Source organism: Accumulibacter sp. (genome assembly GCF_023806625.1).
Classification (GTDB): Bacteria; Pseudomonadota; Gammaproteobacteria; order Burkholderiales; family Rhodocyclaceae; genus Accumulibacter.
The window spans coordinates 84,339-110,577 of sequence record NZ_JAMTDX010000056.1 but is presented as its reverse complement, the minus strand read 5'-3'; the positions used below and the strand labels follow the sequence as shown (position 1 = coordinate 110,577).

The window sequence follows — 26,239 nt, the reverse complement described above, 5'->3', positions numbered from 1 at the left end:
CGAGTAACCAGGGATCTGAGGATGGCCAAGACTGCCACTAGAGTTCGCAAGAAAGTCAAGATCAGGAAAAACGTCGCCGAGGGTGTCGCGCACATCCACGCGTCGTTCAACAACACGATCATCACCATTACCGATCGGCAGGGCAACGCGCTGTCCTGGGCGACTTCGGGTGGCGCCGGTTTCAAGGGCTCACGCAAGAGCACGCCGTTCGCCGCGCAGGTCGCCGCCGAGGCGGCCGGCCGTGTCGCCGTCGAGTGCGGCGTAAAGAACCTCGAGGTGCGCATCAAGGGGCCGGGCCCTGGCCGCGAGTCTTCGGTGCGCGCGCTCAATGCGCTGGGCATGAAGATCACCGCGATCACCGACGTGACGCCAATTCCGCACAATGGTTGCCGCCCGCCGAAGCGGCGCCGGATCTAGGAGGGACAGACGTGGCTCGCAATCTCGATCCGAAATGCCGGCAGTGCCGCCGCGAGGGAGAGAAGCTGTTCCTCAAGGGGGAGAAGTGCTTCACGGACAAGTGCGCCATCGAGCGTCGTTCGTATGCGCCTGGTCAACACGGGCAGAAGTCTGGCCAGCGCCTCTCCGATTACGGCGTTCATCTGCGCGAGAAGCAAAAAATCCGCCGCGTCTATGGCGTCCTCGAGGGGCAGTTCCGCAAGGTCTACAAGGAAGCCGACCGGCGCCGCGGGGTGACCGGTGAAGTTCTGCTGCAACTTCTCGAATCCCGGCTCGACAGCGTCTGCTACCGGATGGGCTTTGCCGGCTCGCGTGCCGAATCGCGCCAGGTCGTCCGGCACAATGGCGTGCTGGTCAACGGCCGGCGGGTGAACATTCCCTCCTATCAGGTGCGGCCGGGTGACGTCATCGAAGTCTGCGAGAAGGCCAGAGGGCAGCTGCGAATCAAGGCAGCACTCGCCGCCGCCGAGTCCCGGGGCTTCCCACAATGGGTCGACGTCGACGCCAAGGAGGCCAAGGGGGTCTACAAGGCTCACCCGGAACGCAGCGAACTGCCGCCGACGATCAACGAAAGCCTGGTCATCGAACTGTACTCGAAGTAATCCCGGCGGGGTGTCGCCGGCTCGGGCAAGAGGACTGTAAATGCAAAGCAGTGGACTACTTAAACCACGCATCATCGATGTGCAGAGCGTGTCGCCAGTGCATGCACGGGTGGTCATGGAGCCGTTCGAGCGCGGTTTCGGGCACACTCTGGGGAACGCGCTGCGGCGGATCCTGCTTTCCTCGATGCCTGGCTACGCACCGACCGAGGTCAGCATCGACGGCGTCCTCCACGAGTACTCGACGATCGATGGCGTTCAGGAGGACGTCGTCGATATCCTGCTCAACCTCAAGGCCGTGGTGTTCAAGCTGCACAATCGCGATGAGGTCACGCTGCATCTGCGCAAGGAAGGCAAGGGCGTCGTCCTGGCACGCGATATCGAGGTCACCCACGACGTCGAGATCATCAACCCCGAGCACGTCATCGCTCACCTCTCCGCTGGCGGAAAGCTGGCCATGGAGATGAAAGTCGAGCGCGCGCGCGGCTACGTCGCCGGCAATCTCCGCGATCTGAGCGACACCAGCAAGAACATCGGCAAGCTCGTGCTCGACGCCTCGTTCAGTCCAGTCCGGCGAGTCAGCTACGCCGTCGAGGCCGCGCGCGTCGAGCAGCGCACCGACCTCGACAAGCTGATCATGGATATCGAGACCAACGGTGCGATCGAGCCCGAGGAGGCGATTCGCTCGGCGGCGCGGATCCTCATGGAGCAGCTGTCGGTGTTCGCCGACCTCGCCGGCACTTCGATGCCGATCGAGTACCAGAAGGCCGTCCAGGTGGATCCGCTGCTGCTCCGTCCGGTCGACGACCTCGAACTGACGGTCCGCTCGGCCAACTGCCTCAAAGCCGAGAACATCTATTACATCGGCGACCTGATCCAGCGGACCGAGAATGAACTGCTCAAGACGCCCAACCTGGGTCGGAAGTCGCTCAACGAAATCAAGGAAGTGCTGGCCGCGCGTGGCCTGACGCTGGGCATGAAGCTCGAGAACTGGCCGCCGGCCGGGCTCGAGAAGTGAATCCCCGGACAAGAACAGGAAGGAACTGAAATGCGTCACCGTTTGGGTCTTCGCAAACTGAACCGTACGAGCTCGCACCGGTTGGCGATGCTGCGCAACATCACCGTCTCGCTGCTGCGCGAGGAGATGATCAGGACCACGCTGCCGAAGGCCAAGGAGCTCAGGCGGGTGGTCGAGCCGATCATCACCCTCGGCAAGACCCCGACGGTCGCCAACCGGCGCCTCGCTTTCAGCCGCCTGCGCGACCGGGACATGGTCGTCAAGGTCTTTGACGAGCTCGGGCCGCGTTACGCGACGCGCAACGGGGGCTACGTGCGCATCCTGAAGTGCGGCTTCCGCGAGGGTGACAATGCACCGATGGCCTTCGTCGAACTGCTCGATCGACCAGAGGCCGAAGCGGCGGCCAGCTGATCGCGCCGCGACCAGAAGCGAGGAAGCCAGGCGATTGCCTGGCTTCCTCGCTTCTGGCGTGCCCTCGGTGGCGGTCGACCGGGAGTCATCGCCGAGCAGCTCGCCGTGCGCTGAGCGAGGGCGCCGGCCGGGGCTCTGCCCGGCCGACGATCCGCTGGTTTCCCGGGGCCTCTCCGGAGTATGATGGCCACACTCCGTGCGGATGGCGGAAAGTACACCGTCCCTCGAAACCTCCTCGACCGATGATCCTGGCCAGCGTACTCGACGAAATCTCCGCCCGTCTCGCCAGCGCTCGTCGCGTGCTGTTCATCACCGGCGCGGGCATCTCGGCCGATTCCGGCCTGCCGACCTATCGCGGCGTAGGCGGGCTCTACGACGGTGAGGTGACCGAGGAGGGCTTGCCGATCGAGACGGTGCTCTCGGGGGCGATGTTCTCCGTCCGTCCGGACATCACCTGGAAGTACCTCGCCCAGATCGAGCGCAACTGCCGCGGCGCGCTGCCGAACGCCGCTCACCTGGCGATCGCCGAACTCGAAGCGACGCTCGACCACGTCCTGGTGTTCACCCAGAACGTCGACGGACTGCACCGCAAGGCTGGCAGCAAGCGGCTGATCGAGATCCACGGCAACCTGCACGACCTCGTGTGCACCAGCTGCGACTTTGCCGAGAGCGTCGAGGACCTGTCGGGAAGACCATTGCCGCCGGTCTGCCCGGCCTGCGGCGGAGTTCTGCGTCCGCTCGTCGTGCTTTTCGGCGAAGCCCTGCCGGAGTCGGCGATCGGTCGCCTGGTGGCCGAGCTCGAGCAGGGAATGGACATGGTATTCACGATCGGCACCTCGGGGGTCTTTCCGTATATCGCCGCACCGGTGGTCTGGGCGGCGGAGGCCGGAATCCCGAGCGTCGAGATCAACCCGCTGGTCACACGCCTGACGCCTCACGTCACCTACCATCTGCCGATCGGCGCAGCCGAGGCGATGGGCGCGATCCGCTCGCGCGTCGCCGCTTTACGAGCCTGAAGCGCCGGCCCGAACGCTCTCCCGGAGTACTGGCGCTGCGTCGGCATGCCAATTGACGGCGGCCCGGCGCGCGTGCATCCTTCGCCTGCTGGTGTCGGCGTCTGATTTCTCCCGTACCCCGGATCGGGGCGGAACACATCGATGGGAGGGCGAATGGGTATTCTCGACTGGCTCTTCAGCGGCAACGACGATGCGACCGGAACGACGGTCGACCCGGCAGTGATCGCGCAGCGCATCGAACAGGTGGTGGGCATCGTCAATCCGCGTCTCAAGCTTGTCGCCGGTTACCGGCGCAAACTCGCTCCGGCGGTCGAGCAGGCCGTGCTCTACTGCCGGGAGATCGAGTCGCAGATTCCCCCGACGATCGAAGCGACCGAGCGGGGTTGGGCGGAAAACCCGGTGCTGCGCGCCGTCTTCGCCAGCGCCCACGACATTCCCGCGGTATTCAGCCGCAGTCGCGCAGTGCAGGACTTTTTCGAGAAGGCGCCGGAGGTCGACCAGGTCTGGGCCACGCTGCGCTTCCTGCGCCGCGAGGAGACATCCTTCGGCGTCGTCGCGCGTGGCGACGTCGTCCAGCACGACGTGATGCGCACCTGCATCTCGTTTGTCGACAAGAAGGCCGTCCTGCCGAGCGCGTCTGAGCGCGACGCGCGGATCGAGATCCGGCGGCGGGCGTTCAAGTTCCTGGCTACCGAAGCGCTCAGGCAGATCGCCTCGTCGGACATGCGCTGCAAGGACCTGGCAGTCCAGCGCTCGATGCTCCAGTCGCGGCTGACGATCCTCAAGGGCCAGCGGGCCGGGCTCGAGACGATGCTCGGTCACGGCGGGCGAGCGGGACAGCAGGTCGAGGACGTCGAGGCCCGCCTCGCGGAGAACGAAGAAGCCCTGACCGTGTGTCCGACGCCCGAAGAGGTCCTGGACAACGCGATCGATCGCGTCCAGCAGGTGCTCACGCACGGCCCCGACTACATCCACATCAGCACTCTGCGCTTGCGGCTCAGCCAGATGAACGTCGTCGTGCCAGAAGGATCAGACGAGCCGGCGGTCGATATCGCGCTGCCGCTGGTCGTCGTCAAGAGCGCTCCGGTAGTCAGCCTGCTCGCCTGCAGCTTCCCGCGCAGCGGGCTGATCCGGCGCAGGACGCTGCTCAGCGAGGCGCAGCGGCTGGTCTGCTGAAGCGGCGCGGCGTCGAGCCTACCAGTCGCAGCCGAGCCACGTCGCGCGCAGCGACGTTCGCGCACGGGTCCCCCGCTTCGCTTCTACGGCTGCCGCCAGACGCCTCGCAGTCTTGCCCGACGGATCTCGTCGAAGCGGTCACCCGGAACTCCCCCGACGGTAGCGGATCAGCCTCGAAACTTCTGGCATGTCGATCGGCCCGACGCGCACTGGCTCGATGACGGCGATCATCGGCTGGCTCCTGCAGGGTGCGTCCGCAGTGGTTCCCGTAGCCCCGGTCGCCGGCAGCCGACGCAGCGTGCCTCCCCCGGGCCGGCCACCGACCCGACGGCATGCATCGCTTGATCAGCCGCATCTGGTAGCATGCGCGCTGATGCCGATGGACCGCCGATGACCGTCCCGCTATCCGAAGTCTTCTCCGCGACAGGCCCGCTGGCGGCCAGTGTGCCGGGGTATCGCCAGCGGAGGCAGCAGGTCGAGTTCGCCGAGAGCATCGCCGCGGCGATCGCCGGGAATCGGGTACTCGTCGCCGAGGCGGGAACCGGCACCGGCAAGACCTACGCATACCTCGTTCCGGCGCTGCTCTCCGGGGGAAAGGTGATCGTTTCGACCGGCACGCGCACTCTCCAGGATCAGCTCTACACGCGCGACATCCCGGCGGTGTGCAAGGCCCTCGGAGTACCTTTGCGCGTCGCCCTGCTCAAGGGGCGGTCGAATTACCTCTGTCACCACCACCTCGACCGCGCTCTGGCCGACGGGCGTTTTCTCTCGCGCGAAGACGCCGCCCATGCGCGAAGGATCGCGCGCTTTGCCCGGCAGACGCACAGCGGTGACAAGGCCGAGTGCAGCGACGTGCCCGAGACGGCGACCGTCTGGACGGCGGTGACCTCGACCCGGGACAACTGTCTCGGTCAGGATTGCCCGAGGCACAAGGACTGTTTCGTTCTCGCCGCTCGGCGCGAGGCGTTGGTCGCCGACCTGGTCGTCGTCAACCACCACCTCTTCTTCGCCGACGTGATGCTTCGCGACGAGGGGGTCAGCGAACTGCTGCCAGCCTGCAACACGGTGATCTTCGACGAGGCGCATCAGTTGCCCGAAATCGCCAGCGCCTTCTTCGGCGAGAGCGTCTCGACCGCGCAGGTCGCCGAACTGTTGCGCGACACGCAGCTCGCGGCCCGGGCAGCCGCTCGCGACTGCCTCGATCTGCCAGCGCGCTGCGCATCGGTCGACAAGGCGGCTCGCCAGCTGCGCCTCGCGCTGCCGGTCGAGCCCGGCCGCTACGCGCTCGCCCAGCTCGCTGCGCGGGCGGGCTTTGGCGCCGCGCTGGGCGCGCTGATCGGCGAAGTCGACGCGTTGACCGGCGTGCTGGCCACCCAGGCCCAGCGCAGCGAGGAACTCGACAACTGCTGGCAGCGCGCCGGTAACCTGCTGGCCCGCCTGCAGGCTTGGGAAAGCGGCGCGCAGGCCGACTTCGTTCGCTGGGCCGAGACCTACACGCACGCGTTGCAGCTCAACGTGACGCCTCTGGTGATCGCCGACATCATGCGGCGGCAGATCGATGGCCACCCGCGAGCGTGGATCTTCACTTCGGCAACGCTTGCGGTGCAGGACGACTTCGCCCACTACTGCGCCGAGATGGGTCTCGTCGAGGCGAGCGCGGCGCGCTGGGAGAGCCCATTCGACTACCCTCGCCAAGCCCTGCTCTACGCGCCACCGGGCCTGCCCGATCCGAACAGCGCCGGCTACCCGGAGGCGGTCGTGGAGGCGGCGTTCCCGGTTCTCCGGGCGAGCGGCGGCCGCGCCTTCTTCCTGTGCACGGCGCTGCGCGCGATGCGCCGGACACATGAGTTGCTCAGCGCGCGCCTGCAGCGTGAGGGACTCGATCTGCCGCTGCTCATCCAGGGCGAATCGAGCAAGAATGACCTGCTCGACCGCTTCCGCAGGTTGGGCAACGCGATCCTGATCGGCAGTCAGAGCTTCTGGGAAGGGGTCGATGTGCGTGGCGAAGCGCTCTCGCTGGTGGTCATCGACAAGCTGCCTTTCGCTCCGCCCGACGACCCGGTGCTCGCCGCGCGCATCGAGAAACTGAAGAGCGAGGGGCACAACGCCTTCCTCGACTACCAGTTGCCGCGCGCGGTGATCAGCGTCAAGCAGGGGGCCGGCCGGCTGATCCGCGACGAGACCGACCGCGGGGTGCTGATGATCTGCGACCCGCGGCTCACCGGCAAGGCCTACGGCAAGTGCATCTGGCGCAGCCTGCCGCCGATGAAGCGGACCCGCGACCTCGCCGAGGTGCTCGCCTTCTTCGCCGGGCCTGCCGCGGACCGGCGCTGATGGACGCAACCTTCGCCCGGCCGATCGGCAGAGCGCATCGCGAAGATGGCCCGGTGGCCGCAGACGCGCTCAATCGCGACTGCCGCAGCAACTCGCCCAGTCGTCGCGCGCTCTCGCAGGCGCTCGCCGGGGACACCGGTTCGGCCTCGCTCGTCGAGCTGTTTTCCAGCCGGCCGCATCTTTTCGCCGAGACGACGGTTTTCGTCAGCGAGGCGGATCTGCAGCGGATGGTGCAGATCATCGACGTGGTCGAGCGCGTCGTCGCGCGTCCGGCGTATCGCCAGACGGCGTTCGCCCGGGCGCCGGCGGCTGGCCGCCATCCCTGCGCGGCGGCCGGGGTCTTCGTCGGCTACGATTTCCATCTCGGCCCGCAGGGGCCGCGACTGATCGAGATCAACTCGAACGCCGGTGGGGCGATGCTCAACGCCCGGCTGCTCGATGTCCGGCGGGCCTGCGGCGCGGGGACCGGAAAGGGCTTCGCTCGCGGGCCGGTCGAGCAAGGATTCGTCGACATGTTCGGCAGCGAGTGGCGGCTCGAGCGCGGAGCCGGTTCGCGGCTGCCCGGCCGCGTGGCGATCGTCGACGAGCGGCCCGACGAGCAGTATCTGGCGCCCGAGTTCGCGCTCTTCCGCGAGCTCTTCGAGGCGCACGGCATCGCCGCGGTGATCGCCGACCCGGCCGACCTGAGCTTCGACGGGCGACGCTTGTGGCATCGCAGCGGCGTCGTCGACCTGGTCTACAACCGGCTCACCGATTTCGCCCTCGCCGACGGGCCGAACGCCGCTCTGCTGGCGGCCTGGCTCGCCGGAGCGGTCGTCCTGACTCCCAACCCGCGGACGCACGCGCTCTACGCGGACAAACGCAACCTCTGCCTGCTCGGCGATGTGCGCTGGCTCGCGCAGATCGGCGTCGACGAGGCCGATCGTGCGCTGCTCGCCGAGGGCATCCCCCGCACTTGCGAGGTCGGACCCGAGAACGCCGAAGAGTATTGGGCGACCCGGCGCCAGTGGTTCTTCAAACCGTTCGCCGGTTTCGGCAGCAAGGCGGCGTACCGTGGCGACAAGCTGACCCGGAGAGCGTTTGCGGCGATTTCCCGGGGTGGTTACGTCGCCCAGGCGGTCGTTGCCCCATCCGAGCGACGGCTGGTCGTCGACGGAGTCGAGCAGGATCTCAAGCTCGACCTGCGCAACTACGTTTACCGGGGCGTCGTGCAACTCGTCGCCGCACGTCTCTACCGTGGTCAGACGACCAACTTCCGGACCCCTGGCGGCGGCTTCGCGGGGGTCGTCGCGGTGCCATCGGGCGTGCCGTGCGGAGAAGCTCGATGAAGCTCATCGGGATCGCTGGCCATTCAGGGTCGGGCAAGACGACGCTGATCGAGAAGCCGATTGCGCTGCTCAACGGGCAGGGGTTGCGCGTCTCCGTGCTCAAGCACGCGCATCACGACGTCGATGTCGATCGCCCGGGCAAGGACTCGTATCGCCATCGCCAGGCCGGTGCGGCCGAGGTCCTGCTTGCCGCTGGCGCGCGCTGGGCGCTACTGCACGAACTGTGCGGGGAGCGCGAGCCGACGCTCGCCGAATGCGCGAGCCGTTTTTCGCCGTGCGGCCTCATCCTCGTCGAGGGCTTCGAGCAGGAGGCGATCCCGCGGATCGAGGTTCATCGACCGCTGCTCGGCAGACCGCTGCTCTGGCCGGACGACGCGCACGTCGCTGCCGTGGCCTCGGACGCGCCGCCAGTCGCGGAATTGCCCGCGAGGATCGCCTGGCTCGATCTCGACGACGTCCCGGCGATCGCCCGGTTCATCGTCGATCCTTGGGGTTTCTGGCAGAGCGCCGGGGAGGAAGGAGCAAGCGATGCTCTCTGTTGACGAGGCACTGGCCCGCTTGCTGGCCAGTGCGCCGCCGGCCACTCAGATCGAGCTCGTAGCGATTGCCGATGCGGCGGGGCGTGTATTGGCCCAGACACAGGTGGCTGCGGAAGACTCGCCGCCGCTCGACAACTCGGCGATGGACGGCTATGCGGTGGCCACCGCCGACGTGCCCGAGCCGGGAACCTGGCTGCCGGTGTCGCAGCGCATCCCGGCAGGCACGGTCGGAACTACGCTGCGCCCGCGAACCGCGGCGAGAATTTTCACCGGCGCGCCGATCCCGTCGGGTGCGGACGCGGTGGTCATCCAGGAACTCTGCGAGCACGCGCCCGACGCGGTGCGCATCGATCACCGGCCATCGCCGGGTGAGCACATCCGCCGCGCCGGAAGCGACATCATGGCCGGCTCGGCGATTCTCGCCGTCGGCCAGCGCCTGCGCCCGCAAGACGTCGCGCTCGCCGCGTCGGTCGGTATCGCTCGACTGCCGGTCTATCGCCGCCTGCGCGTCGCGGTCGCGTTCACCGGAGACGAACTGACCATGCCCGGCGATGCCCTGCGCCCGGGCGCCATCTACAACAGCAATCGCTTTCTGCTCTGCTCGTTGCTCGATCGGCTCGGCTGCGTGGTCAGCGATTTCGGCCAGGTTCCCGACGACCTCAGCGAACTGCGCCGGGTCTTCTGCGCGGCGGCCGCGGAAAGCGATCTGCTGCTCTGTTCGGGCGGCGTCTCGGTTGGCGAGGAAGATCACGTCAAGGCGGCTCTGGAGAGCGAAGGGCGGGTTGACATCTGGAAGATCGCCGTCAAGCCGGGCAAGCCGCTGATCTCTGGCTGGATCGGCGGCGACCGCCGGCAAGTGCCGTTGATCGGTCTGCCGGGAAACCCGGTGTCGAGTCTGGTCGGCTTCCTGGTCTTCGTCCGCCCGGTCGTGCTGAAGATGCAGGGCGCGCAGTGGATCACGCCGCCCGCGTATGCGCTGCGCGCCGACTTCGACTGGCTGCAGCCCGATGCGCGGCGCGAGTTCCTGCGCGTCCGTCGCAACCCGGAAGGCGGTCTCGACCTCTTCCCGAACCAGGGATCGGGCGTGCTGACTTCGGCCGTCTGGGGCGATGGGCTGGTCGACAACCCGCCGCGGCGCGTCGTCCATCGCGGCGACGTCGTCGACTTCCTGCCCTTCGCCGAACTGCTCTCCTGAGAGGACCGACACGATGCCGAAGATCCTCTATTTCGCGAGCCTGCGCGAAGCGCTCGGTCGGGCCAGCGAGCAGATCGAACTGCCGCCGGGGGTCGGGGACGTCACCGGCTTGATCGCTTTCCTCGCCGCGCGCGGCGGCCCGTGGGAGCAACTCGCCACGCTCGGGAACCTGCGCTGCGCGGTCAATCAGGAAATGGCGAAGCCCGACTCGCCGGTCACCGGCGGTGACGAAGTCGCCTTCTTCCCGCCGGTCAGCGGAGGTTGAGATGAGCGTCCGCGTCCAGGAAGATGATTTCGACGTTGCCGCCGAACTCGCCGAGCTGCAGGCCGGTGGCGCGGGCGCAGGCGCGCTGGTCTCGTTCGTCGGACTCGTTCGTGACCTCAGTGGAGGCGCTGCGGTCTCGGAAATGAGCCTCGAGCATTATCCGGGGATGACCGAGAAGGCGCTCGCGGCGATCGCCGGCGAAGCGCGTCGGCGCTGGCCGCTGAACGCGGTACGCGTCGTCCATCGCGTCGGGCGCCTGCTGCCCGGCGAGCGGATCGTCTTCGTCGGCGTCGCCTCGGCTCACCGCGGCGCGGCGTTTGCCGCCGGCGAATTCATCATCGACACGCTCAAGACACGGGCGCCGTTCTGGAAGCGCGAAGTGACCAGCGCGGGCGCGCGCTGGGTCGAGGCGCATGCTGCCGACGACGCGGCGGCCGGACGCTGGGGCGAGCGATGAGCCGCTCGCGCGTTGCCGATCGCCGCGCGGCGCCGCCTCATCGCCGGCCGGCGCGGGTCAGGCGCCACTGCCCGACGAGCGCGTAGATCGCCGGAATCACCGCCAGGGTGAGCAGCGTCGAGGAGATCATCCCGCCGACCATCGGCGCAGCGATCCGGCGCATGACTTCCGAGCCGGTGCCGGTGCCCCACATGATCGGCAGCAGGCCGGCGATGATCGCCGCGACGGTCATCATCTTCGGGCGAACGCGCTCGACTGCGCCCTCGACGATCGCGGCGTGGATCTCGTCCGGCGTCGGCAGCCGCTGCTCTTCCAGACAGCTGGCCGCGAGCCGCTGCCGGGCGTGGTCGAGGTAGATCAGCATGACCACCCCGGTTTCGGCCGCCACGCCGGCGAGGGCGATGAAGCCGACGGCGACCGCCACCGACAGGTTGTAGCCGAGCAGCCAGATCAGCCAGACGCCACCGACGAGCGCGAAGGGCACCGAGAGCATGACGATCAGCGCCTCGGTCAGTCGCCCGAAGTTCAGGGTGAGAAGAACGAAGATGATCAGCAGGGTCAGCGGCACGACGATTTTCACGCGCTCGATCGCCCGTTCCATCGGCTCGAACTGGCCGCTCCAGGTCGCGTAGTAACCCGGCGGGAACTTCACCTGCCGGGCGACCGCTTCCCTGGCGTCGGCGACGTAACCGCCGATGTCGCGATCGCGGAGATCGACGAAAATGTACGCCGCGAGCAAGGCGTTCTCGGTACGGATCCCCGGCGTTCCCCTGGCGACTTCGACGCGCGCGAGCTGACCGAGCGGAATCATCGCGCCGTCGCTCGCCGGGACCAGCACCTCGCGGGCAATCTGCTGCGGATCGGCGCGCAGTTCGCGCGGGTAGCGGACGGTCACCGCGAAGCGTTCGCGGCCCTCGACGGTGGTCGTCACCAGTTCGCCGCCGAGCGCCTGGCCGATCACCTCCTGCACGTCGCCGACGGTCAGCCCGTAGCGTGCGAGCCGTGTCCGGTCGGGCTCGATGTCCAGGTAGTAGCCGCCGGTGATTCGCTCGGCGAACGCCGAAGTCGTTCCCGGTACGGCCCTGACCACGGTTTCGATCTCCCGCGCCAGACGTTCGAGTTCGTCGAGGTCCTTGCCGAAGACCTTGATGCCCACCGGCGTACGGATGCCCGTCGAGAGCATGTCGATGCGCGCCTTGATCGGCATCGTCCAGGCATTCGCCACGCCGGGGAACTGCAGCGCGCGGTCCATCGCGGCGATCAGCCGGTCGATCGTCATCTCCGGTCGCCACTCGGATTCGGGCCTGAGGTTGATCACCGTCTCGAACATCTCGGTCGGCGCCGGATCGGTCGCCGTGCCCGCGCGACCCGCCTTGCCATAGACCGAGGCGACTTCGGGGAAACTCCGGATGATCCGGTCTTGCGTCTGCAGCAGCTCGGCGGCCTTGGTGATCGACATCCCGGGCAGCGAGGTGGGCATGTAGAACAGCGTGCCCTCGTTGAGCGTCGGCATGAACTCCGAACCCAGTCGGCTTGCCGGATAGATCGTCGCGGCGAGCACCGCCAGGGCGACGACGATCGTCGTCTTCTTCCACCGCAGGACGGTCGAAATCACCGGGCGATAGGCTCGGATCAGCGCGCGGTTCACCGGGTTCCTCGCCTCGGGCAGGATGCGGCCGCGAATGAAGAAGATCATCAGCGCCGGGACCAGCGTCACCGAGAGCAGCGCCGCGCCCGCCATCGCGAAAGTCTTGGTGTAGGCGAGCGGGGCGAACAGGCGGCCCTCCTGTGCCTCGAGCGTGAATACCGGCAGGAACGAAACGGTGATGATCAGCAGCGAGAAGAAGAGTGCCGGTCCGACTTCCCGGGCGGCGGCGACCATTGCCTCTCTGCGCTGGCCCTGGCTGTGGTCCGCGGGCAGGCGTTCGAGGTGCTTGTGCGCGTTCTCGATGATCACGATTGCCGCATCGATCATCGCGCCGACGGCGATCGCGATGCCGCCGAGGCTCATCAGGTTCGAGTTGATGCCGATCAGACGCATGGCGATGAACGCGACGAGCACCCCGACCGGGAGCATCACGATGGCGACCAGCGCGCTCCGCAGGTGCAGCAGGAAGACGACGCAGACCAGTGCGACGATCGCGCTCTCCTCGATCAGCGTTCGCTTCAGCGTGTCGATCGCCCGGTGGATCAGCTCCGAGCGATCATAGACGGCCTCGATGCGCACTCCCTCGGGAAGTCCGGCCGAGACCTCGCCGATCTTCCGTTTGAGGTGGTCGATGACCTGCAACGCGTTTTCGCCGTAGCGGGCGATGGCGATTCCCGAGACGACTTCGCCCTCCCCGTCGAGTTCGGCGATTCCCCGCCGCTCGTCGGGCGCCAGTTCGACACGCGCCACGTCGCGCACGCGTACCGGCGTGCCGCCGATCGCCTTGACGACCAGGTCGCCGATGTCCGCGGCGCCGCGCAGGTAGCCTCGGCTACGAACCATGTACTCGGTCTCGGCCATTTCGACGACCCGGCCACCGACATCGCGGTTCGAGTCGCGAATCGCCTTCGCCACCGTCGCCAGCGGGATGCCGTAGGCGCGCAGCCTGACCGGATCGACGGTCACCTGGTAGGTCTGGACGAAGCCGCCGAGCGAAGCGACCTCGGCGACGCCGTGGGCCTTGGTCAGCTGGTAACGGAGGTACCAGTCCTGCAGCGTGCGCAGTTCGGCGAGCGTCCGGTCGCTGGCCAGCAGCACGTACTGATAGACCCAGCCGACGCCGGTCGCATCCGGACCCAACTGCGGCGTCACCCCGCGCGGCATTCGCCCGGCGGCGAAGCTCAGGTACTCGAGGACGCGCGAGCGTGCCCAGTAGATGTCCGTGCCGTCGTCGAAGATCACGTAGACGAACGACACGCCGAAAAACGAGAAGCCGCGGACGACCTTCGATCCGGGCACCGAGAGCATCGCCGTGGTCAGCGGGTAGGTCACCTGGTCCTCGACGACCTGCGGTGCCTGGCCCGGGTACTCCGTATAGACGATCACCTGCACGTCGGACAGATCGGGCAGCGCGTCGAGCGGCGTGCGCAGCACCGCGACGACCCCGGCGGCGACGATACAGGCCGTCGCCAGCAGGACGAGGAAACGGTTGTCCGCCGACCAGGCGATCACTCTGGCGAGCATGCGCGACCCGTCAATGACCCGCGTGTCGTCCGGCGGCCCCAGCTCCGCCGGAAGCCGCGGGCTGGATGCCGGTGATCACCCATTCGCCCGGCTTGCGCTCGACGAACTCGAAGCTCACCGCGAGGCCGGGTTTCAGCCCGGCGAGCAGGGCGGGCGTCGTCGCCTGGAAGTCCATGGTCATCGCCGGCCAGTCGAGGCTGGCCACCGGGCCGTGACTGATCGTCGCCACTCCCGCCTCGAGGTCGATCGCGTCGATGGTTCCCGACGCGCGGTGCGCGACGACTGCCGGCCTGCCGCGGCCGTCCCCGGGCTGTCGGCCATGGCCGAAGGCCGAGAACGCAGCCTGCAGATTGCTCTCGGCGTCGATCAGGAAGTTGGCGGCGACGACCACCGCCTCGCCTTGACGAAGCCCCTCGAGCACTTCGACGTGCCGGTCGTCGCGCCGTCCGAGCCTGACTTCGCGCGGCTCGAAGCGGCCCTCTCCGGCGTCGACGAAAACGATCCGCCGCCTGCCGCTGTCGATCACCGCCGAAGTCGGCACGCTGAGCACCGCCCGTCTGCCGCCGACCGACAGCTCGACCTCGGCGAACATCGCCGGCTTCAGCAGCCGGTCCGGATTGGGCAGTTCGACGCGTACCGGAACCGTACGCGTTTCCGGCCTGAGCGCCGGATAGACGTAGCCGACCTTCCCCTCGAAAACCCTGTCCGGGTAGGCGTCGATCCGGACCTTCGCGCTCGTGCCGCGGCTCAGCAGAGCGATGTCCTGCTCGAAGACGTCGGCGACCACCCAGACCGACGAGAGGTCGGCGACCTCGAAGAGCGTCTCGCCGGGCATGAAGCGCATTCCCTGCACAGCCTTCTTGCCGGTGACGATTCCGCTCACCGGCGAGCGCAGGGTCAGCGTCCGCCGGGCAACTCCCGACTTGGCCAGCGCCCGGACCTGCTCCTCGGAGATGTCCCAGTTGCGCAGGCGCGCGAGGCTCGATTCGGCGAGTTCCTTCATCCCTTCCTGCGCCGCCTGCCCGGCGCCGTCCAGCGTATCGACCCCCTGCGCGGCAATCGCGTACTCGCGCTGCGCGGAGACCAGTTCGGGGCTGTAGACGTCGAACAGCGCCTGTCCCTTGCCGACCGGCTGGCCGGTGACGTTGACGTGCAGGCGCTCGACGTAGCCTTCGAACTTCGGCGCGATCGCGTAGACCCGTCGCTCGTCGGGCTCGATCCGGCCGGCGGCGCGGACCACCTGGTCGAGCACGCGCAGTTCGGCGGCTTCGCTGCGCACGCCCAGCTTCTGGATCTTCTCGGCGCCGATCCGGATCTCGCCGGGGACCAGCGCCTGGCCGTTCCCCTCGCCCTCGTACACCGGGATGTAGTCCATGCCCATCGGGTCCTTCTTCGGCACCGGCGAGGTGTCGGGCAGGCCCATCGGGTTGCGGTAGTAGAGGACCTTGGCCTGCCTTGTCGCCGTCGGACCGTCCGCTGCCGGTGCTCCCGCTGGTTCGCCCGAGGGCGCATGGCCGCTGCCCAGCCAGTAACCGCCGCCGGCGGCGACGGCCACGGCGAGAGCACCGATGACCAGCGTCGTGCCGGTCCTCACAGGTCGCCCCCGAGCAGGCGTTCGACCTCGGCGAGACGAATCCGCGCGTCGACCTGGGCCTTGAGCTGATTCTGCCTGGCCAGGCGAATCTGCCGCTGGGCGTCGAGCAGCGTCGCGAAGTCGACCTTGCCGGTTTCGTAGCCGGCCAGCGCTGCCTGGAAGGTCAGCTCAGCCTGCGGCAGGAGGCTGCCGGCCAGCAGGTTCTCGGTGCGCCGCGCGGCTTCGATCGCCGACAGGCTTTCGGCGAGTTCCGCGCCGACCTGGCTGGTGCTCGCCTGCTTGCGCGCGCGGGCGGCGGCGAGCAGCGACTCCGCTTCGCGCTCCTGGGCGCGGCGCGACGACTGCTGCAGCGGAATGTTCAGCTCGACGATCAGCTCCCATTCCCTGATCGAGTTCTGGTACTGGACCGGCGCGACGCCGAAAGCGAAGTCGGGGTAGCGGTTTCGGTAAGTCAGCTCGCGCGTCTTCTCGGCTGCCCTGAGCTTCGCCTCGTCGGCGAACAGCTGCGGATTCCGTGCGCGTGCGCGCTCGTCGAGCGCCGCGTAGTCGAGCGCCGCCGGGGGCGGCAGCGGGCGCAGCCGGGCCGGCTCCTGAAGAGGGGCGTCGGCGGGCCGGGCGAGCAGCGTATTGAGGCGGGTGTGCGCGTGGTGCCGTTCGGTTTCGAGGGTGATCAGCTCGCTGCGCAGGCTGGTCTGCTCGACCTGCGCGCGGATCACGTCCTGCTGCGCAGCGAGCCCGCCCGCATAGCGGGCCAGAGCGATCCGTTCGAGGCGGCCCAGCAGGTCGAGGATCTGGCGGGTCAGGCGCTCGCTGCGGTAGAGGTAGTAGAGCTGGGCGAAGTTGATCTTGATCCGTCCGGCGACCTCGGCCCAATTGCCCCGCGCGCGTTCCCTGGCCCCTTCGGCTTCGAGTTCGGCGACCTCCCGTCGCAGGTCGCGCTTGCCGAACCAGGGGATCTCCTGGAGCAGCAGATAACGGGTGCTGCCGGTGCGACCCGGCGACAGCGTCGGGTTCTGCTCCCCCGACCGGGTGATGTCGCGCAACTCGACGCCGAACTTCGGATCGGGCAGCGCTCCGGCCGGAACGATGCGTTCGTGCGACGCGTCGGCTTCGGCCTGCAGCGCAGCGAACTCGGGATTACGCGTCCGCGCGTAGGCGAGCAGTGGCTCGAGCTCCGCGCCCAGCGCGGCATCCTGGGCTCGCGCCGGTGCTCCGGGAGCGATCGCGCAGGCCAGGACGAGCGTCGGCAGGCAGCGGAGCAGCCACCTGCTGGCCAGCTGGCCAGCGCCGCGGATCTGGTCTGCCGCGACGGTCACCGGGGGGAAGGTTGCCAGCGGACGACGGTCAGCACCCCATTGACGTCTTCGGCGGCGAAGCGGATTCGGTCGCCGGCCTTCAGTTGCTCGAGCCACGCAGCGTTGCTCACCCTGAAGGCCATGGTCATCGCCGGCATGTTCAGGTTCGGCAGCGGGCCGTGCGCGATGGTCACCTTGCCGGCGGCCTTGTCGACCTTCCTGACCTCGCCGTCGACCAGAGAGCCCGTCGCCGCGCTGCCGCGCTGAGCCGAATGATCGCTCGTCGCCAGCAGCGGTGTGGCGGCGAGCAGCGCGACGCAGCCCAGCAGCAAGGTGACGATCATCCTGTTCATCGGTTCTCTCCTGATGGCCAGCGCCGGTTCCGGGTGAAGGCGCTGCTCGTCGCCCGCAAGCCGGGCGCGCGGCGCAGCGAAACGGCGGACGGCCAGTGCCGGCTGCTCGCCGCAAGGCTTCCGTCGGGCGTGGCAGCCGGGAGTATCTGGCGCGAAAGCCTACGGGAAGCTGACCCGCCGATTACTTTTCTGTAATCTTCGCGAACAGTCGACCGGGTCGGCCGGGAAGTCGCCGGGACCCGTCGACGACAGCCGGGAAGAGCGATGAAGATCCTGATCGTTGAAGACGAGGCGAAGACCGGCAGCTACCTGAAACAGGGGCTCGTCGAGGCGGGTTTCGTCGTCGACCTGGCGGGCAACGGTGTCGACGGGCTGCACCTCGCGCTGACCGAAGCCTACGACCTGGCCATCGTCGACGTCATGCTGCCCGGAATCGACGGCTGGCAACTGCTGCAGCGAATCCGTCACGCCGGCAGGGAAATGCCGGTGATGTTCCTGACCGCCCGCGACCACGTCGAGGATCGCGTCAGGGGTCTCGAACTCGGGGCCGACGACTACCTCGTCAAGCCGTTCGCCTTTTCCGAACTGCTCGCCCGTGTGCGGACGCTGCTGCGTCGTGGCAGGCGGAGCAGGGAACCGGTGGTCCTGTGCGCGGCCGATCTCGAACTCGACCTGTTGCGTCGGCGGGTGCATCGCGCCGGCAAACGGCTCGACCTGACGGCCAGGGAGTTCGCCCTGCTCGAACTGCTCCTGCGGCATCAGGGCGAGGTCCTGCCGCGCTCGCTGATCGCTTCGCAGGTCTGGGACATGAACTTCGACAGCGACACCAACGTCGTCGAGGTGGCGATCAGGCGCCTGCGCCTCAAGGTCGACGAAGGATTCGCGCCCCGTCTGATCCGCACCGTGCGCGGCATGGGCTACGTGCTCGAGGTCGCCGATTGACGAGCACGCGCAGCCGATCGCTGACCTGGCGACTGACGCTGCTCTTCGCCCTCGCCTCGGCGCTGGTCCTGTTCCTGCTCGGCATCCTGATCGGCCGCTCGGTCGAGGAGCATTTCGTCGAGCAGGACATCGAGGTCCTCGAGGGCCGGATGCTGATCGTCCGCGAAGCGCTCGAGCGGGCCACCGGCCGACTGCCCGACGCGGCCCTGGCGCGGCAACTCGGCGAAGCCTTCGCCGGCTACGACGGGCTTTCGCTGTCGATCGCCGACCGGAACGGGCGAGTGCTCTACGCAAGCGACCGGACGGTCTTCCCGGCCGCCCTTTGGCAGAGCGCGGCCGCAGGCCAACGCCAGCGACCGCTGAAATGGGTGGCCGACGACGGCACCGTGCGGCGCGCGATTGCCGGAACGGCGGCTCCGGGGGGCGATCGGCTGCCCGGGTACACGGTGGCGATCGCACTCGACATCGCCCATCACGAGCACTTCATGAGCGCGTTCCGGCGGACCCTGTGGGCGTTCATCGGGTCGGCGACGATGGCCATGGGTCTGCTCGGCTGGTTCGCCGTGCGCCGCGGCCTGTCGCCGTTGCAGGCGATCCGCCGGCAGGCCGCCGAAATCACCGCCAACCGTCTGCATTCGCGCCTGCCGGCCGAGGCGATCCCGCGCGAACTGGCGGACCTCGCCGGAGAGCTCAACGAGATGCTGTCGCGGCTCGAGCAGTCGTTCGAGCGGCTGGCGAACTTCTCCTCGGATCTCGCCCATGAACTGCGCACGCCGCTCTGCAACCTGCTCACCCAGACTCAGGTGACGCTTGCGCGGGCGCGTTCGGCCGACGAGTACCGCGAGGTCCTCGCGTCGAACGCCGAGGAGTTCGAGCGCCTCTCGCGAATGACCTCCGACATGCTCTTTCTCGCGCGGACCGATCACGACCGGACGATCGCCCATCCCGAACCGGTCGATCTGCGCGCCGAGGCCGGTGAGCTGCTCGACTACTTCGGCATCGTCGCCGAAGAGAAACGGCTGCGCCTGTCGCTGGCCGGCCGCGGAACCGTTTCCGGAGACCGGCTGATGCTCCGCCGGGCACTCGGCAACCTGCTCTCGAATGCCATCCGGCACGCGCAGGTCGGCGGGCGGGTCGCCGTGAACATCGGCGGCGACGCACACGGCAAGGTCGAAGTGTCGATCGACAATACCGGGGCGGCGATCCCGGCGGAGCATCTGCCGCGGCTCTTCGACCGATTCTATCGTGTCGACGGCGCGCGCCATCGGACCAGCGAAGGCTCCGGCCTCGGCCTGGCGATCGCGCGCTCGATCGTTCGCGCGCACGGTGGCGAGATCAGCGTCTCGTCGGACGACAGGCTGACGCGGTTCACGGTCTCGCTTCGCGAAGCGACCGATTCGCCGGGCAGCGCCTGAACTTCCGAACGGCCGGGTTCTCTGCCCTGTCGGCGCTGGCGAACATTGAACTGCCGCGCGCTGTCCCCATCTTTCGTGCATCGAACTCACTGATGCAAGGAGCGCAGCATGCGTCTGGACAAACTGACCACCAAGTTCCAGCAGGCTCTGGCCGACGCCCAGAGCCTCGCCGTCGGCCACGACAACCCGTACATCGAACCGCAGCATCTGCTGCTGGCGCTGTTGCAGCAGGACGACGGGTCGTCGTCGGCGCTGCTCGCGCGCGCCGGGGTCAATGTCCAGGCGCTGCGCAGCGCCCTCGGTCAGGCGATCGGCCGCCTGCCGAAGGTCCAGGGGCAGGGCGGCGAAGTGGCGATCGGTCGCGACCTGGCCAACCTCCTGAACCTGACCGACAAGGAGGCGCAGAAGCGCGGCGACCAGTTCATCGCCTCGGAGATGTTCCTGCTCGCCGTCTGTGACGACAAGGGCGAGGCCGGGCGTCTGGCGAAGCAGCACGGACTCGTCCGCGCGTCGCTCGAACAGGCGATCAACGCGGTTCGCGGCGGCCAGGCCGTCGACACGCAGGAGGCCGAAGGGCAGCGGCAGTCGCTGGCCAGGTACTGCATCGATCTGACCGAACGCGCGCGGCTCGGCAAGCTCGACCCGGTGATCGGCCGCGACGACGAGATCCGCCGGGCGATCCAGATCCTGCAGCGGCGGACGAAGAACAACCCGGTGCTGATCGGCGAGCCGGGAGTCGGCAAGACGGCGATCGTCGAGGGGCTCGCGCAGCGCATCGTCAATGGCGAGGTGCCGGAGACGCTGAAGAACAAGCGGGTGCTGAGTCTCGACCTCGCGGCGCTGCTCGCCGGCGCCAAGTACCGCGGCGAGTTCGAGGAGCGGCTCAAGGCGGTGCTCAAGGAGGTCGCCCAGGAAGAGGGACGGATCATCGTCTTCATCGACGAACTGCACACGATGGTCGGCGCCGGCAAGGCCGAAGGCGCGATCGACGCCGGCAACATGCTCAAGCCGGCGCTGGCGCGCGGCGAGCTGCACTGCGTCGGGGCGACGACGCTCGACGAGTACCGCAAGTACATCGAGAAGGACGCCGCGCTCGAGCGCCGCTTCCAGAAGGTGCTCATCGACGAGCCGACCGTCGATTCGACGATCGCCATCCTGCGCGGCCTGCGCGAGAAGTACGAGCTGCACCACGGCGTCGACATTACCGACCCGGCGATCGTCGCCGCGGCCGAACTGTCGCACCGCTACATCACCGACCGCTTCCTGCCCGACAAGGCGATCGACCTGGTCGACGAGGCGGCGGCACGGATCAAGATGGAAATCGACTCGAAGCCCGAGGAGATGGACCGGCTCGACCGGCGGATGATCCAGCTGAAGATCGAACGCGAGGCGGTGCGCAAGGAGCGCGACGACGCGTCGAAGAAGCGCATGCATCTGATCGAGGAGGAACTCGTCAAGCTCGAGCGCGAGTACAACGACCTCGAAGAGATCTGGAAGGCCGAGAAGGCCCAGGTCCAGGGCAGCGCCCAGATCAAGGAGGAGATCGACCGGCTCAAGCTCGAGCTCGCCAACCTGCAACGCGAGAACAAGTGGGACAAGGTCGCCGAAATCCAGTACGGCCGGCTGCCGCAGCTCGAGGCGCAGCTCAGTGTCGCCGAGAAGTCGGGTGACGGCGGGCAGCGCAAGCGGCTGCTGCGCACCGAGGTCGGCACCGAGGAGATCGCCGAGGTCGTCTCGCGGGCGACCGGCATCCCGGTGGCGAAGATGATGCAGGGCGAGCGCGAGAAGCTGCTGCTCATGGAAGAGCGGCTGCATCAGCGGGTCGTCGGCCAGGACGAAGCGGTGCGGCTGGTGGCCAACGCGATCCGCCGGTCGCGGGCCGGGCTCGCCGACCCCAACCGGCCGTACGGTTCGTTCCTCTTCCTCGGGCCGACCGGGGTCGGCAAGACCGAACTGTGCAAGGCGCTGGCCGGCTTCCTGTTCGACTCCGACGAGCACCTGATCCGCGTCGACATGAGCGAGTTCATGGAGAAGCATTCGGTCTCCCGGCTGATCGGCGCGCCGCCGGGCTACGTCGGTTACGAGGAGGGCGGTTACCTGACCGAGGCGGTGCGCCGCAAGCCGTACTCGGTGATCCTCCTCGACGAGGTCGAGAAGGCGCACCCCGACGTGTTCAACGTCCTGCTCCAGGTGCTCGACGACGGCCGGATGACCGACGGACACGGCCGGACCGTCGACTTCAAGAACACCGTCGTGGTGATGACCTCGAACCTCGGCAGCCAGATGATCCAGCAGATGGCCGGCGACGACTACCAGCTGATCAAGCTCGCCGTGATGGCCGAGGTGAAGAGCTACTTCCGGCCCGAGTTCATCAACCGGATCGACGAGGTGATCGTCTTCCACGCGCTCGAAGAGCAGCACATCCGGTCGATCGCCCGGATCCAGATCGGCTATCTCGAGCGTCGTCTCGCGCAGCTCGAACTGAAACTCGAAGTCGGCGAGAGCGCGCTCGCCGAGCTCGCCAGGGCCGGCTTCGACCCGGTGTACGGTGCCCGGCCGCTGAAACGAGCGCTCCAGTCGCAGATCGAGGACCCGCTGGCCAGGGCGATCCTCGAGGGCCGCTTCGCCGCCGGCGAGACGATCCGCGTCGGCTGCGAGGGCGGGGTGATGAAGTTCGACAGGGTCCAGACAAAGCCATGAGGGAGGCTTGACCGATGCTCATCAACGTCGTCTACAACAGCGACCACTACGCGATCGTCGCCTATCCCGTGCAGCAGGGATTCGAGCTGCTCGACAAGGCCGGGCGGCGCAGCCTGTTCGTCCAGGGCGCCGTCGCGCGCGAGCTGCGCCGGGTGATCGACGAGATCCCGGACGGCGAGCGCACCGAGGATTCGATCGATGCGCTGCTCGACGAGTACTGCGCCGGTGCCGCGCGACCGATCGTCCTGCATTGATCGGCGGGTGGCGAAGCGGCGTGCAGCGGCTGCCCATGCGGCCGGCGGACGCCGCGCCCGGTTGGCCGTTCAGCGGTCGCCCGGCCGAGCCGCAGCGCGTCGCTGCGCAGGGCCGCCGGGTGTTGCCCGCCGCAGGCGTACCCGTGACCGTGCGGCTTGCCGTGGGCCCGATTTCCAAGGTCGCTGACTGGCTTCCCGCCGACGGGTTCCGGGTGGGCAGCGTCCCGGCCGCGGTTGCCGATCGCCGGATGGCCCTCGGGCACCATCGGCGCTGGCCGGTCGAATCGTACTCCGAGTAGCCCGGGCAGGCCGGCCAGGCAGCGCAACGCTGGTTTGAAGCGTGCGGCGCGGCCGTTCCCGATCGCTGGCCGGTTGCGCGTCCGCACGCCTGGGCTGGCGGCTCAGGCGTGCGCGGGGGGCCGCTTTGCGTGATCAGCGCACGCCTTCCTGGTGGCCGTTCCGGAAGACGGAGGGAACGCACCACGCGCATCGCCGCGTGTTCTCCTGCGCGCATGCGGTCTCGTCGCCTTCAACCGCAGTTCGTGCGCCCGATGGCTCGATCGGTAGCGCATGCGCCTCGTCTTCGCCCAACCGTTCGTCTCGCCGGCAGGAGCCGCGGCTCCGGGAAAACGGTGGCGAGCCGGGCGCGTGATGCGTCAAAGCTTTGACATCTGTTGACATATGGACGCATCCATGACAATATTGCGCCATCCAGGAGAAGGGGGAGACCACTCGTGAACCTCAGCGAAGCGAAGGCCCGGCTTTACGATACGACATTCCTGATCGGCACCTTCCGTCGCCGTGCGGCGCTCAGGGAACTTGCCGGATCGACTGATCCGGCCGGCGCCGTCGCGCTGGCCGAAGCACTCGGCAAGGGCGGACATCCGAACCAGAACCACATTGCCCATGCGTTGCTGCAGCTCTCGGCGGAGCGCGACGCGGACAAGGTGCGGGCGCTGTGGGACGCCTGGGCCCGTTCGCCGACGGCGCCGGTCGCCGCGGTGCTCGGCCGACTGGGCTGGCCGCCGTCGCACGCGGTCGATGCCAGCGCAGCGCGTGCGGTACTGGCTGTCGCCCGCGCCGACTCCCCAGCGGAAATCCTTCAGGCGGTGAGCGGCTTCACCCCGATGCTCAAGGCGCTGGTCATCGCACCCGACACCGAAGGCGCGTTGGTGCTTGCCGAGTTTCTCGGGAAGGGCCATCCGAACGCCAGGGATCTCTCGGAGGCGTTGCTGCAGCTGTCGGCGGAGCGCGACGCGGAGAAGGTGCGGGCGCTGTGGGACGCCTGGGCCCGTTCGCCGACGGCGCCGGTCGCCGCGGTGCTCGGCCGACTGGGCTGGCCGCCGTCGCACGCGGTCGATGGCAGATTCGCGCGAGACGTTCTGGGCTTCGCCACGGTGGACGCGGCGCCGCAAGTGCGAGCGGCAGTCGCTGCCCTGGCGCGTGCTCTGCCCGTTGCCGACGAAGCGACCAACGACGCGATCTACGGTGCCTGGGTCCGCTCCCAGTCTGCCGATCTCGAAAAGCTGATCGCCGAGCAGGGGCGACAGCCGGGCAGCCCGGCGCTGGAAGCGCTGCATGCGCTGGTCACCGGCCGGCTCGAGCGCTACGCCGCGCTCGACGACGAAGACGGCATGCTCGTCGTCCAGGCGTTCGCGATGGCGCCAGAACCCTTCCGCGAGCGCCTGGCGCGAGCGGTCGCGGCGAGTCCCGATCGACGCCTCAAGGAAGCCTACCGCCGCGCCCTGACCGGCGGCAGCGGCGTCGACGCCGCGAGCAGCCTCGACAACCTCAAGCGCGTCGGCGACGAAGACGGCCTTTTCGAACTCGCCCGGTCGCTGCGCCTGGCCGAGGCACTCGACCTCTGTGAGCGCTGGGCGGCCAGCAACGCGCGACCCAGCGCTCCGCGCCAGCGGGCTGCTGTCGAGCGTGCGCTGACGGCGTATCGCCGGCTTGGCGATTTCAAGGTCGAAGCCGGTCCGGAATTGCCCGAGGGTCTGGTCGACATCTTCGACTGGTGGCGCCGGGAGAAACCGGGCGATGCCGAACTGCGTGCCGACCTCGACGCCGCCGATCCCTTCCGCAGGGCGCGCGGACTCTATCTCGGCCACGAGCGCGGGCTCGTCGACGCCACCCGTCTCGGCGCCGCGGCGCGCAGCGAGCACTGGCCCGAGCGGCTGATCGCCCGTCTCGCCGACACCGCGCTGTACGCAGAGAAAGCGGAGGATCACGTACTCTGGGTTGCGGCCTGTGCCGGCGATGGCACGCTGCTCAACGAGCCGATCGGGGGCACTCCCGAAGACTACGCGAGGAACACCGAGCGCCTGGGCAAGGCGCGCGGCGCGGCCGCCGTCCGCAGCCAGGCGCTGCTCGAAATCCTCTGCGCCTTGCAGGGCGTCTTCGTCAGCAGCGGCATCACGGTCGAGAAGAGCGGCGAAGCCACCGACCGGCGCGCAGTCGAGATCGAAGACGCACCGGAAGGGGATTTCTAGCGGCGATTTTGCCGCCTGAGCAATAGGCAGTGTCCGGGGCGACGGCGATGAGGCTCGAACCGGGTGAACCGCGGCGGCAGCTGGAGGAACGACGACCCGGGCAACTTCCGGGCGGCGAACCGCAACAGGAACGACCCCGGCAACCGCAACGACAACCAGGGTTTGCGTCTCGTGAGCACAGGTTCAAGGCAAGGGCACGAAGCTGTCCCAGCCGTCGTACCCCGTGTCCCGCATGTGCGGGAACGAAACCGGAGGGCCGGTTGCGGCCAGTAAGCCCGTTTGACGCGGGCCCGCCGTCGCCGCCGCGCCCGATCCCGGCGCATCGAGTCAATCGGGGGCCGCAAGGCCCTCGCGGCAGAAAGGAAGAGCAGGCCATGTCACAGAGCAGAGGCGGAATGCTGCGGCAACTCTCCCCCGGCCGTTTCCGGGTCGAGCACCCGCTGGTGGTGAATGCCAAGGACGGCAGTGTGCTGGTGTATGTCCCGGGCGGCGAATTCGAGATGGGGTCGGCGGCGGGCGAGGGGAGCGATGACGAACGTCCGCGGCACCGAGTCGAGCTGTCGGGGTACTGGATCGGGGTGTATGCGGTGACGAATGCGCAGTATCTGAAGTTCGTGCAGGCGACGGGGCACCGGGCGCCGGAGCACGCTGACTACGGAGAACCGGAGTGGAAAGCCGGGCGTTTCCCGGCGGAGAGGGCGGATCACCCGGTGGTCTGCGTCAGTTGGGACGACGCGGTCGCCTACGCGAATTGGGCGGGGTGTGGTCTGGCGAGCGAGGCGCAATGGGAGAAGGCGTGCCGGGGCCCGCTGGGCCTGGCGTATCCGTGGGGGAACGAGTGGGACTCGAGCCGATGCCGGCACGACAGGAACAGACGCAACGAGACGACGAGTGCGGTGCAGGGTTACCCGCGAGGGGTGTCGGGCTACGGGACGTACAACCAGACCGGGAACGTGTGGGAATGGTGTGCGGACTGGTACGACGCGAAGTACTACGGCGAGTCGCCGCGGAAGGACCCGGGTGGGCCGGCGGGAGGCTCGGGCCGGGTGTTCCGCGGCGGCGGCTGGGGGGGCGGCGGCCCGGGCGGCTTCCGGGCGGCGTACCGCTACTGGGGCGGCCCCGGCCGCCGCGTCGTCTTCCAGGGTTTGCGTCTCGTGAGGATGGCTTCGTGACCCTTGCCTTCCGCCCCCCCACCCCGACCCTCCCCCACAAGGGGGGAGGGAGTTTT

General features: G+C 68.4%; 23 protein-coding genes. 19 read left to right on the top strand and 4 right to left on the bottom strand.

Going from position 1 to position 26,239, the window contains the following annotated elements:
* Positions 1-21 precede the first annotated feature (21 nt).
* From rpsK to moaE, 12 genes are all read left to right on the top strand, one after another.
* Positions 22-417 (top strand): 30S ribosomal protein S11, encoded by a 396-nt coding sequence (rpsK, locus tag NFW05_RS10160; protein ID WP_295305912.1) that lies wholly within the window; start codon positions 22-24, stop codon positions 415-417.
* Positions 418-428: 11 nt separating this feature from the next.
* Positions 429-1,058, top strand: coding sequence for a 30S ribosomal protein S4 (gene rpsD / locus NFW05_RS10155; RefSeq protein WP_295305909.1), 630 nt, complete (start codon positions 429-431; stop codon positions 1,056-1,058).
* Between the two features lie 40 nt (positions 1,059-1,098).
* Positions 1,099-2,073 carry a DNA-directed RNA polymerase subunit alpha gene (gene rpoA / locus NFW05_RS10150; RefSeq protein WP_295305906.1) on the top strand — a complete coding sequence of 325 codons (975 nt, stop codon included), beginning with the start codon at positions 1,099-1,101 and terminating at the stop codon, positions 2,071-2,073.
* Positions 2,074-2,103: 30 nt separating this feature from the next.
* Entirely contained in the window at positions 2,104-2,484 is a 381-nt protein-coding gene (gene rplQ / locus NFW05_RS10145; protein WP_295305903.1) for a 50S ribosomal protein L17, read from the top strand.
* Between the two features lie 242 nt (positions 2,485-2,726).
* Positions 2,727-3,500, top strand: coding sequence for an NAD-dependent deacylase (locus NFW05_RS10140; RefSeq protein ID WP_295305900.1), 774 nt, complete (start codon positions 2,727-2,729; stop codon positions 3,498-3,500).
* A 153-nt stretch (positions 3,501-3,653) separates the two neighbouring features.
* Complete coding sequence (locus tag NFW05_RS10135; RefSeq protein WP_295305897.1) at positions 3,654-4,676, top strand: hypothetical protein; 1,023 nt, start codon at positions 3,654-3,656, stop codon at positions 4,674-4,676.
* Between the two features lie 390 nt (positions 4,677-5,066).
* A complete protein-coding gene (locus NFW05_RS10130) occupies positions 5,067-7,010 on the top strand; it encodes an ATP-dependent DNA helicase (RefSeq protein WP_295305894.1) in 1,944 nt (647 codons plus the stop codon).
* The gene (locus NFW05_RS10125) at positions 7,010-8,338 is read left to right on the top strand and encodes a hypothetical protein (protein WP_295305892.1); all 1,329 of its coding nucleotides are present in this window, start codon (positions 7,010-7,012) and stop codon (positions 8,336-8,338) included. Before NFW05_RS10130 ends, NFW05_RS10125 begins: the two co-directional genes overlap by 1 nt.
* A complete protein-coding gene (gene mobB / locus NFW05_RS10120; RefSeq protein ID WP_295305889.1) occupies positions 8,335-8,880 on the top strand; it encodes a molybdopterin-guanine dinucleotide biosynthesis protein B in 546 nt (181 codons plus the stop codon). Before NFW05_RS10125 ends, mobB begins: the two co-directional genes overlap by 4 nt.
* On the top strand, positions 8,867-10,072 hold the full coding sequence (glp, locus tag NFW05_RS10115; RefSeq protein WP_295305886.1) for a gephyrin-like molybdotransferase Glp: 1,206 nt from the start codon (positions 8,867-8,869) through the stop codon (positions 10,070-10,072). The genes mobB and glp overlap by 14 nt, the downstream gene beginning before the upstream one ends.
* 13 nt (positions 10,073-10,085) lie before the next feature.
* Positions 10,086-10,337, top strand: coding sequence for a molybdopterin converting factor subunit 1 (gene moaD, locus NFW05_RS10110; protein WP_295305883.1), 252 nt, complete (start codon positions 10,086-10,088; stop codon positions 10,335-10,337).
* A gap of 1 nt (position 10,338) precedes the next feature.
* Positions 10,339-10,794, top strand: a complete 456-nt coding sequence (gene moaE, locus NFW05_RS10105) for a molybdopterin synthase catalytic subunit MoaE (protein WP_295305880.1) — start codon at positions 10,339-10,341, stop codon at positions 10,792-10,794.
* Positions 10,795-10,831: 37 nt separating this feature from the next.
* On the opposite strand, the gene NFW05_RS10100 is transcribed toward moaE, so the two are convergent.
* From NFW05_RS10100 to NFW05_RS10085, 4 genes are all read right to left on the bottom strand, one after another.
* On the bottom strand, positions 10,832-13,966 hold the full coding sequence (locus NFW05_RS10100; RefSeq protein WP_295305878.1) for a CusA/CzcA family heavy metal efflux RND transporter: 3,135 nt from the start codon (positions 13,964-13,966) through the stop codon (positions 10,832-10,834).
* Between the two features lie 10 nt (positions 13,967-13,976).
* On the bottom strand, positions 13,977-15,560 hold the full coding sequence (locus tag NFW05_RS10095) for an efflux RND transporter periplasmic adaptor subunit (RefSeq protein ID WP_295305876.1): 1,584 nt from the start codon (positions 15,558-15,560) through the stop codon (positions 13,977-13,979).
* Positions 15,557-16,795 (bottom strand): TolC family protein, encoded by a 1,239-nt coding sequence (locus NFW05_RS10090; RefSeq protein WP_295306003.1) that lies wholly within the window; start codon positions 16,793-16,795, stop codon positions 15,557-15,559. The genes NFW05_RS10095 and NFW05_RS10090 overlap by 4 nt, the downstream gene beginning before the upstream one ends.
* Before the next feature lie 77 nt (positions 16,796-16,872).
* Complete coding sequence (locus NFW05_RS10085) at positions 16,873-17,208, bottom strand: copper-binding protein (RefSeq protein WP_295305873.1); 336 nt, start codon at positions 17,206-17,208, stop codon at positions 16,873-16,875.
* A 264-nt stretch (positions 17,209-17,472) separates the two neighbouring features.
* Here NFW05_RS10085 and NFW05_RS10080 point away from each other — a divergent pair, with 264 nt between their 5' ends.
* From NFW05_RS10080 to NFW05_RS10055, 7 genes are all read left to right on the top strand, one after another.
* Positions 17,473-18,150 (top strand): heavy metal response regulator transcription factor, encoded by a 678-nt coding sequence (locus NFW05_RS10080; protein ID WP_295305870.1) that lies wholly within the window; start codon positions 17,473-17,475, stop codon positions 18,148-18,150.
* Positions 18,147-19,565: a heavy metal sensor histidine kinase gene (locus tag NFW05_RS10075; protein WP_295305867.1), complete on the top strand. Its 1,419-nt coding sequence runs from the start codon at positions 18,147-18,149 to the stop codon at positions 19,563-19,565. The genes NFW05_RS10080 and NFW05_RS10075 overlap by 4 nt, the downstream gene beginning before the upstream one ends.
* Before the next feature lie 108 nt (positions 19,566-19,673).
* A complete protein-coding gene (clpB, locus tag NFW05_RS10070; protein WP_295305864.1) occupies positions 19,674-22,265 on the top strand; it encodes an ATP-dependent chaperone ClpB in 2,592 nt (863 codons plus the stop codon).
* A gap of 14 nt (positions 22,266-22,279) precedes the next feature.
* The gene (locus NFW05_RS10065; RefSeq protein WP_295305861.1) at positions 22,280-22,519 is read left to right on the top strand and encodes a DUF3567 family protein; all 240 of its coding nucleotides are present in this window, start codon (positions 22,280-22,282) and stop codon (positions 22,517-22,519) included.
* Between the two features lie 734 nt (positions 22,520-23,253).
* Positions 23,254-25,011, top strand: a complete 1,758-nt coding sequence (locus NFW05_RS10060) for a hypothetical protein (RefSeq protein ID WP_295305858.1) — start codon at positions 23,254-23,256, stop codon at positions 25,009-25,011.
* A 63-nt stretch (positions 25,012-25,074) separates the two neighbouring features.
* The gene (locus NFW05_RS18555) at positions 25,075-25,284 is read left to right on the top strand and encodes a hypothetical protein (protein ID WP_366918266.1); all 210 of its coding nucleotides are present in this window, start codon (positions 25,075-25,077) and stop codon (positions 25,282-25,284) included.
* A gap of 101 nt (positions 25,285-25,385) precedes the next feature.
* Positions 25,386-26,183 carry an SUMF1/EgtB/PvdO family nonheme iron enzyme gene (locus tag NFW05_RS10055; protein WP_295305856.1) on the top strand — a complete coding sequence of 266 codons (798 nt, stop codon included), beginning with the start codon at positions 25,386-25,388 and terminating at the stop codon, positions 26,181-26,183.
* Positions 26,184-26,239 lie beyond the last annotated feature (56 nt).

What these genes read in the sequence shown, in the direction of transcription:
- rpsK (WP_295305912.1), top strand. Translation starts at nt 22, where the DNA reads ATGGCCAAGACTGCCACTAGAGTTCGCAAGAAAGTCAAGATCAGGAAA.
- rpoA (WP_295305906.1), top strand. Translation starts at nt 1,099, where the DNA reads ATGCAAAGCAGTGGACTACTTAAACCACGCATCATCGATGTGCAGAGC.
- rplQ (WP_295305903.1), top strand. Translation starts at nt 2,104, where the DNA reads ATGCGTCACCGTTTGGGTCTTCGCAAACTGAACCGTACGAGCTCGCAC.
- NFW05_RS10140 (WP_295305900.1), top strand. Translation starts at nt 2,727, where the DNA reads ATGATCCTGGCCAGCGTACTCGACGAAATCTCCGCCCGTCTCGCCAGC.
- NFW05_RS10135 (WP_295305897.1), top strand. Translation starts at nt 3,654, where the DNA reads ATGGGTATTCTCGACTGGCTCTTCAGCGGCAACGACGATGCGACCGGA.
- NFW05_RS10130 (WP_295305894.1), top strand. Translation starts at nt 5,067, where the DNA reads ATGACCGTCCCGCTATCCGAAGTCTTCTCCGCGACAGGCCCGCTGGCG.
- NFW05_RS10125 (WP_295305892.1), top strand. Translation starts at nt 7,010, where the DNA reads ATGGACGCAACCTTCGCCCGGCCGATCGGCAGAGCGCATCGCGAAGAT.
- mobB (WP_295305889.1), top strand. Translation starts at nt 8,335, where the DNA reads ATGAAGCTCATCGGGATCGCTGGCCATTCAGGGTCGGGCAAGACGACG.
- glp (WP_295305886.1), top strand. Translation starts at nt 8,867, where the DNA reads ATGCTCTCTGTTGACGAGGCACTGGCCCGCTTGCTGGCCAGTGCGCCG.
- moaD (WP_295305883.1), top strand. Translation starts at nt 10,086, where the DNA reads ATGCCGAAGATCCTCTATTTCGCGAGCCTGCGCGAAGCGCTCGGTCGG.
- moaE (WP_295305880.1), top strand. Translation starts at nt 10,339, where the DNA reads ATGAGCGTCCGCGTCCAGGAAGATGATTTCGACGTTGCCGCCGAACTC.
- NFW05_RS10100 (WP_295305878.1), bottom strand. Translation starts at nt 13,966, where the DNA reads ATGCTCGCCAGAGTGATCGCCTGGTCGGCGGACAACCGTTTCCTCGTC.
- NFW05_RS10085 (WP_295305873.1), bottom strand. Translation starts at nt 17,208, where the DNA reads ATGAACAGGATGATCGTCACCTTGCTGCTGGGCTGCGTCGCGCTGCTC.
- NFW05_RS10080 (WP_295305870.1), top strand. Translation starts at nt 17,473, where the DNA reads ATGAAGATCCTGATCGTTGAAGACGAGGCGAAGACCGGCAGCTACCTG.
- clpB (WP_295305864.1), top strand. Translation starts at nt 19,674, where the DNA reads ATGCGTCTGGACAAACTGACCACCAAGTTCCAGCAGGCTCTGGCCGAC.
- NFW05_RS10065 (WP_295305861.1), top strand. Translation starts at nt 22,280, where the DNA reads ATGCTCATCAACGTCGTCTACAACAGCGACCACTACGCGATCGTCGCC.
- NFW05_RS10055 (WP_295305856.1), top strand. Translation starts at nt 25,386, where the DNA reads ATGTCACAGAGCAGAGGCGGAATGCTGCGGCAACTCTCCCCCGGCCGT.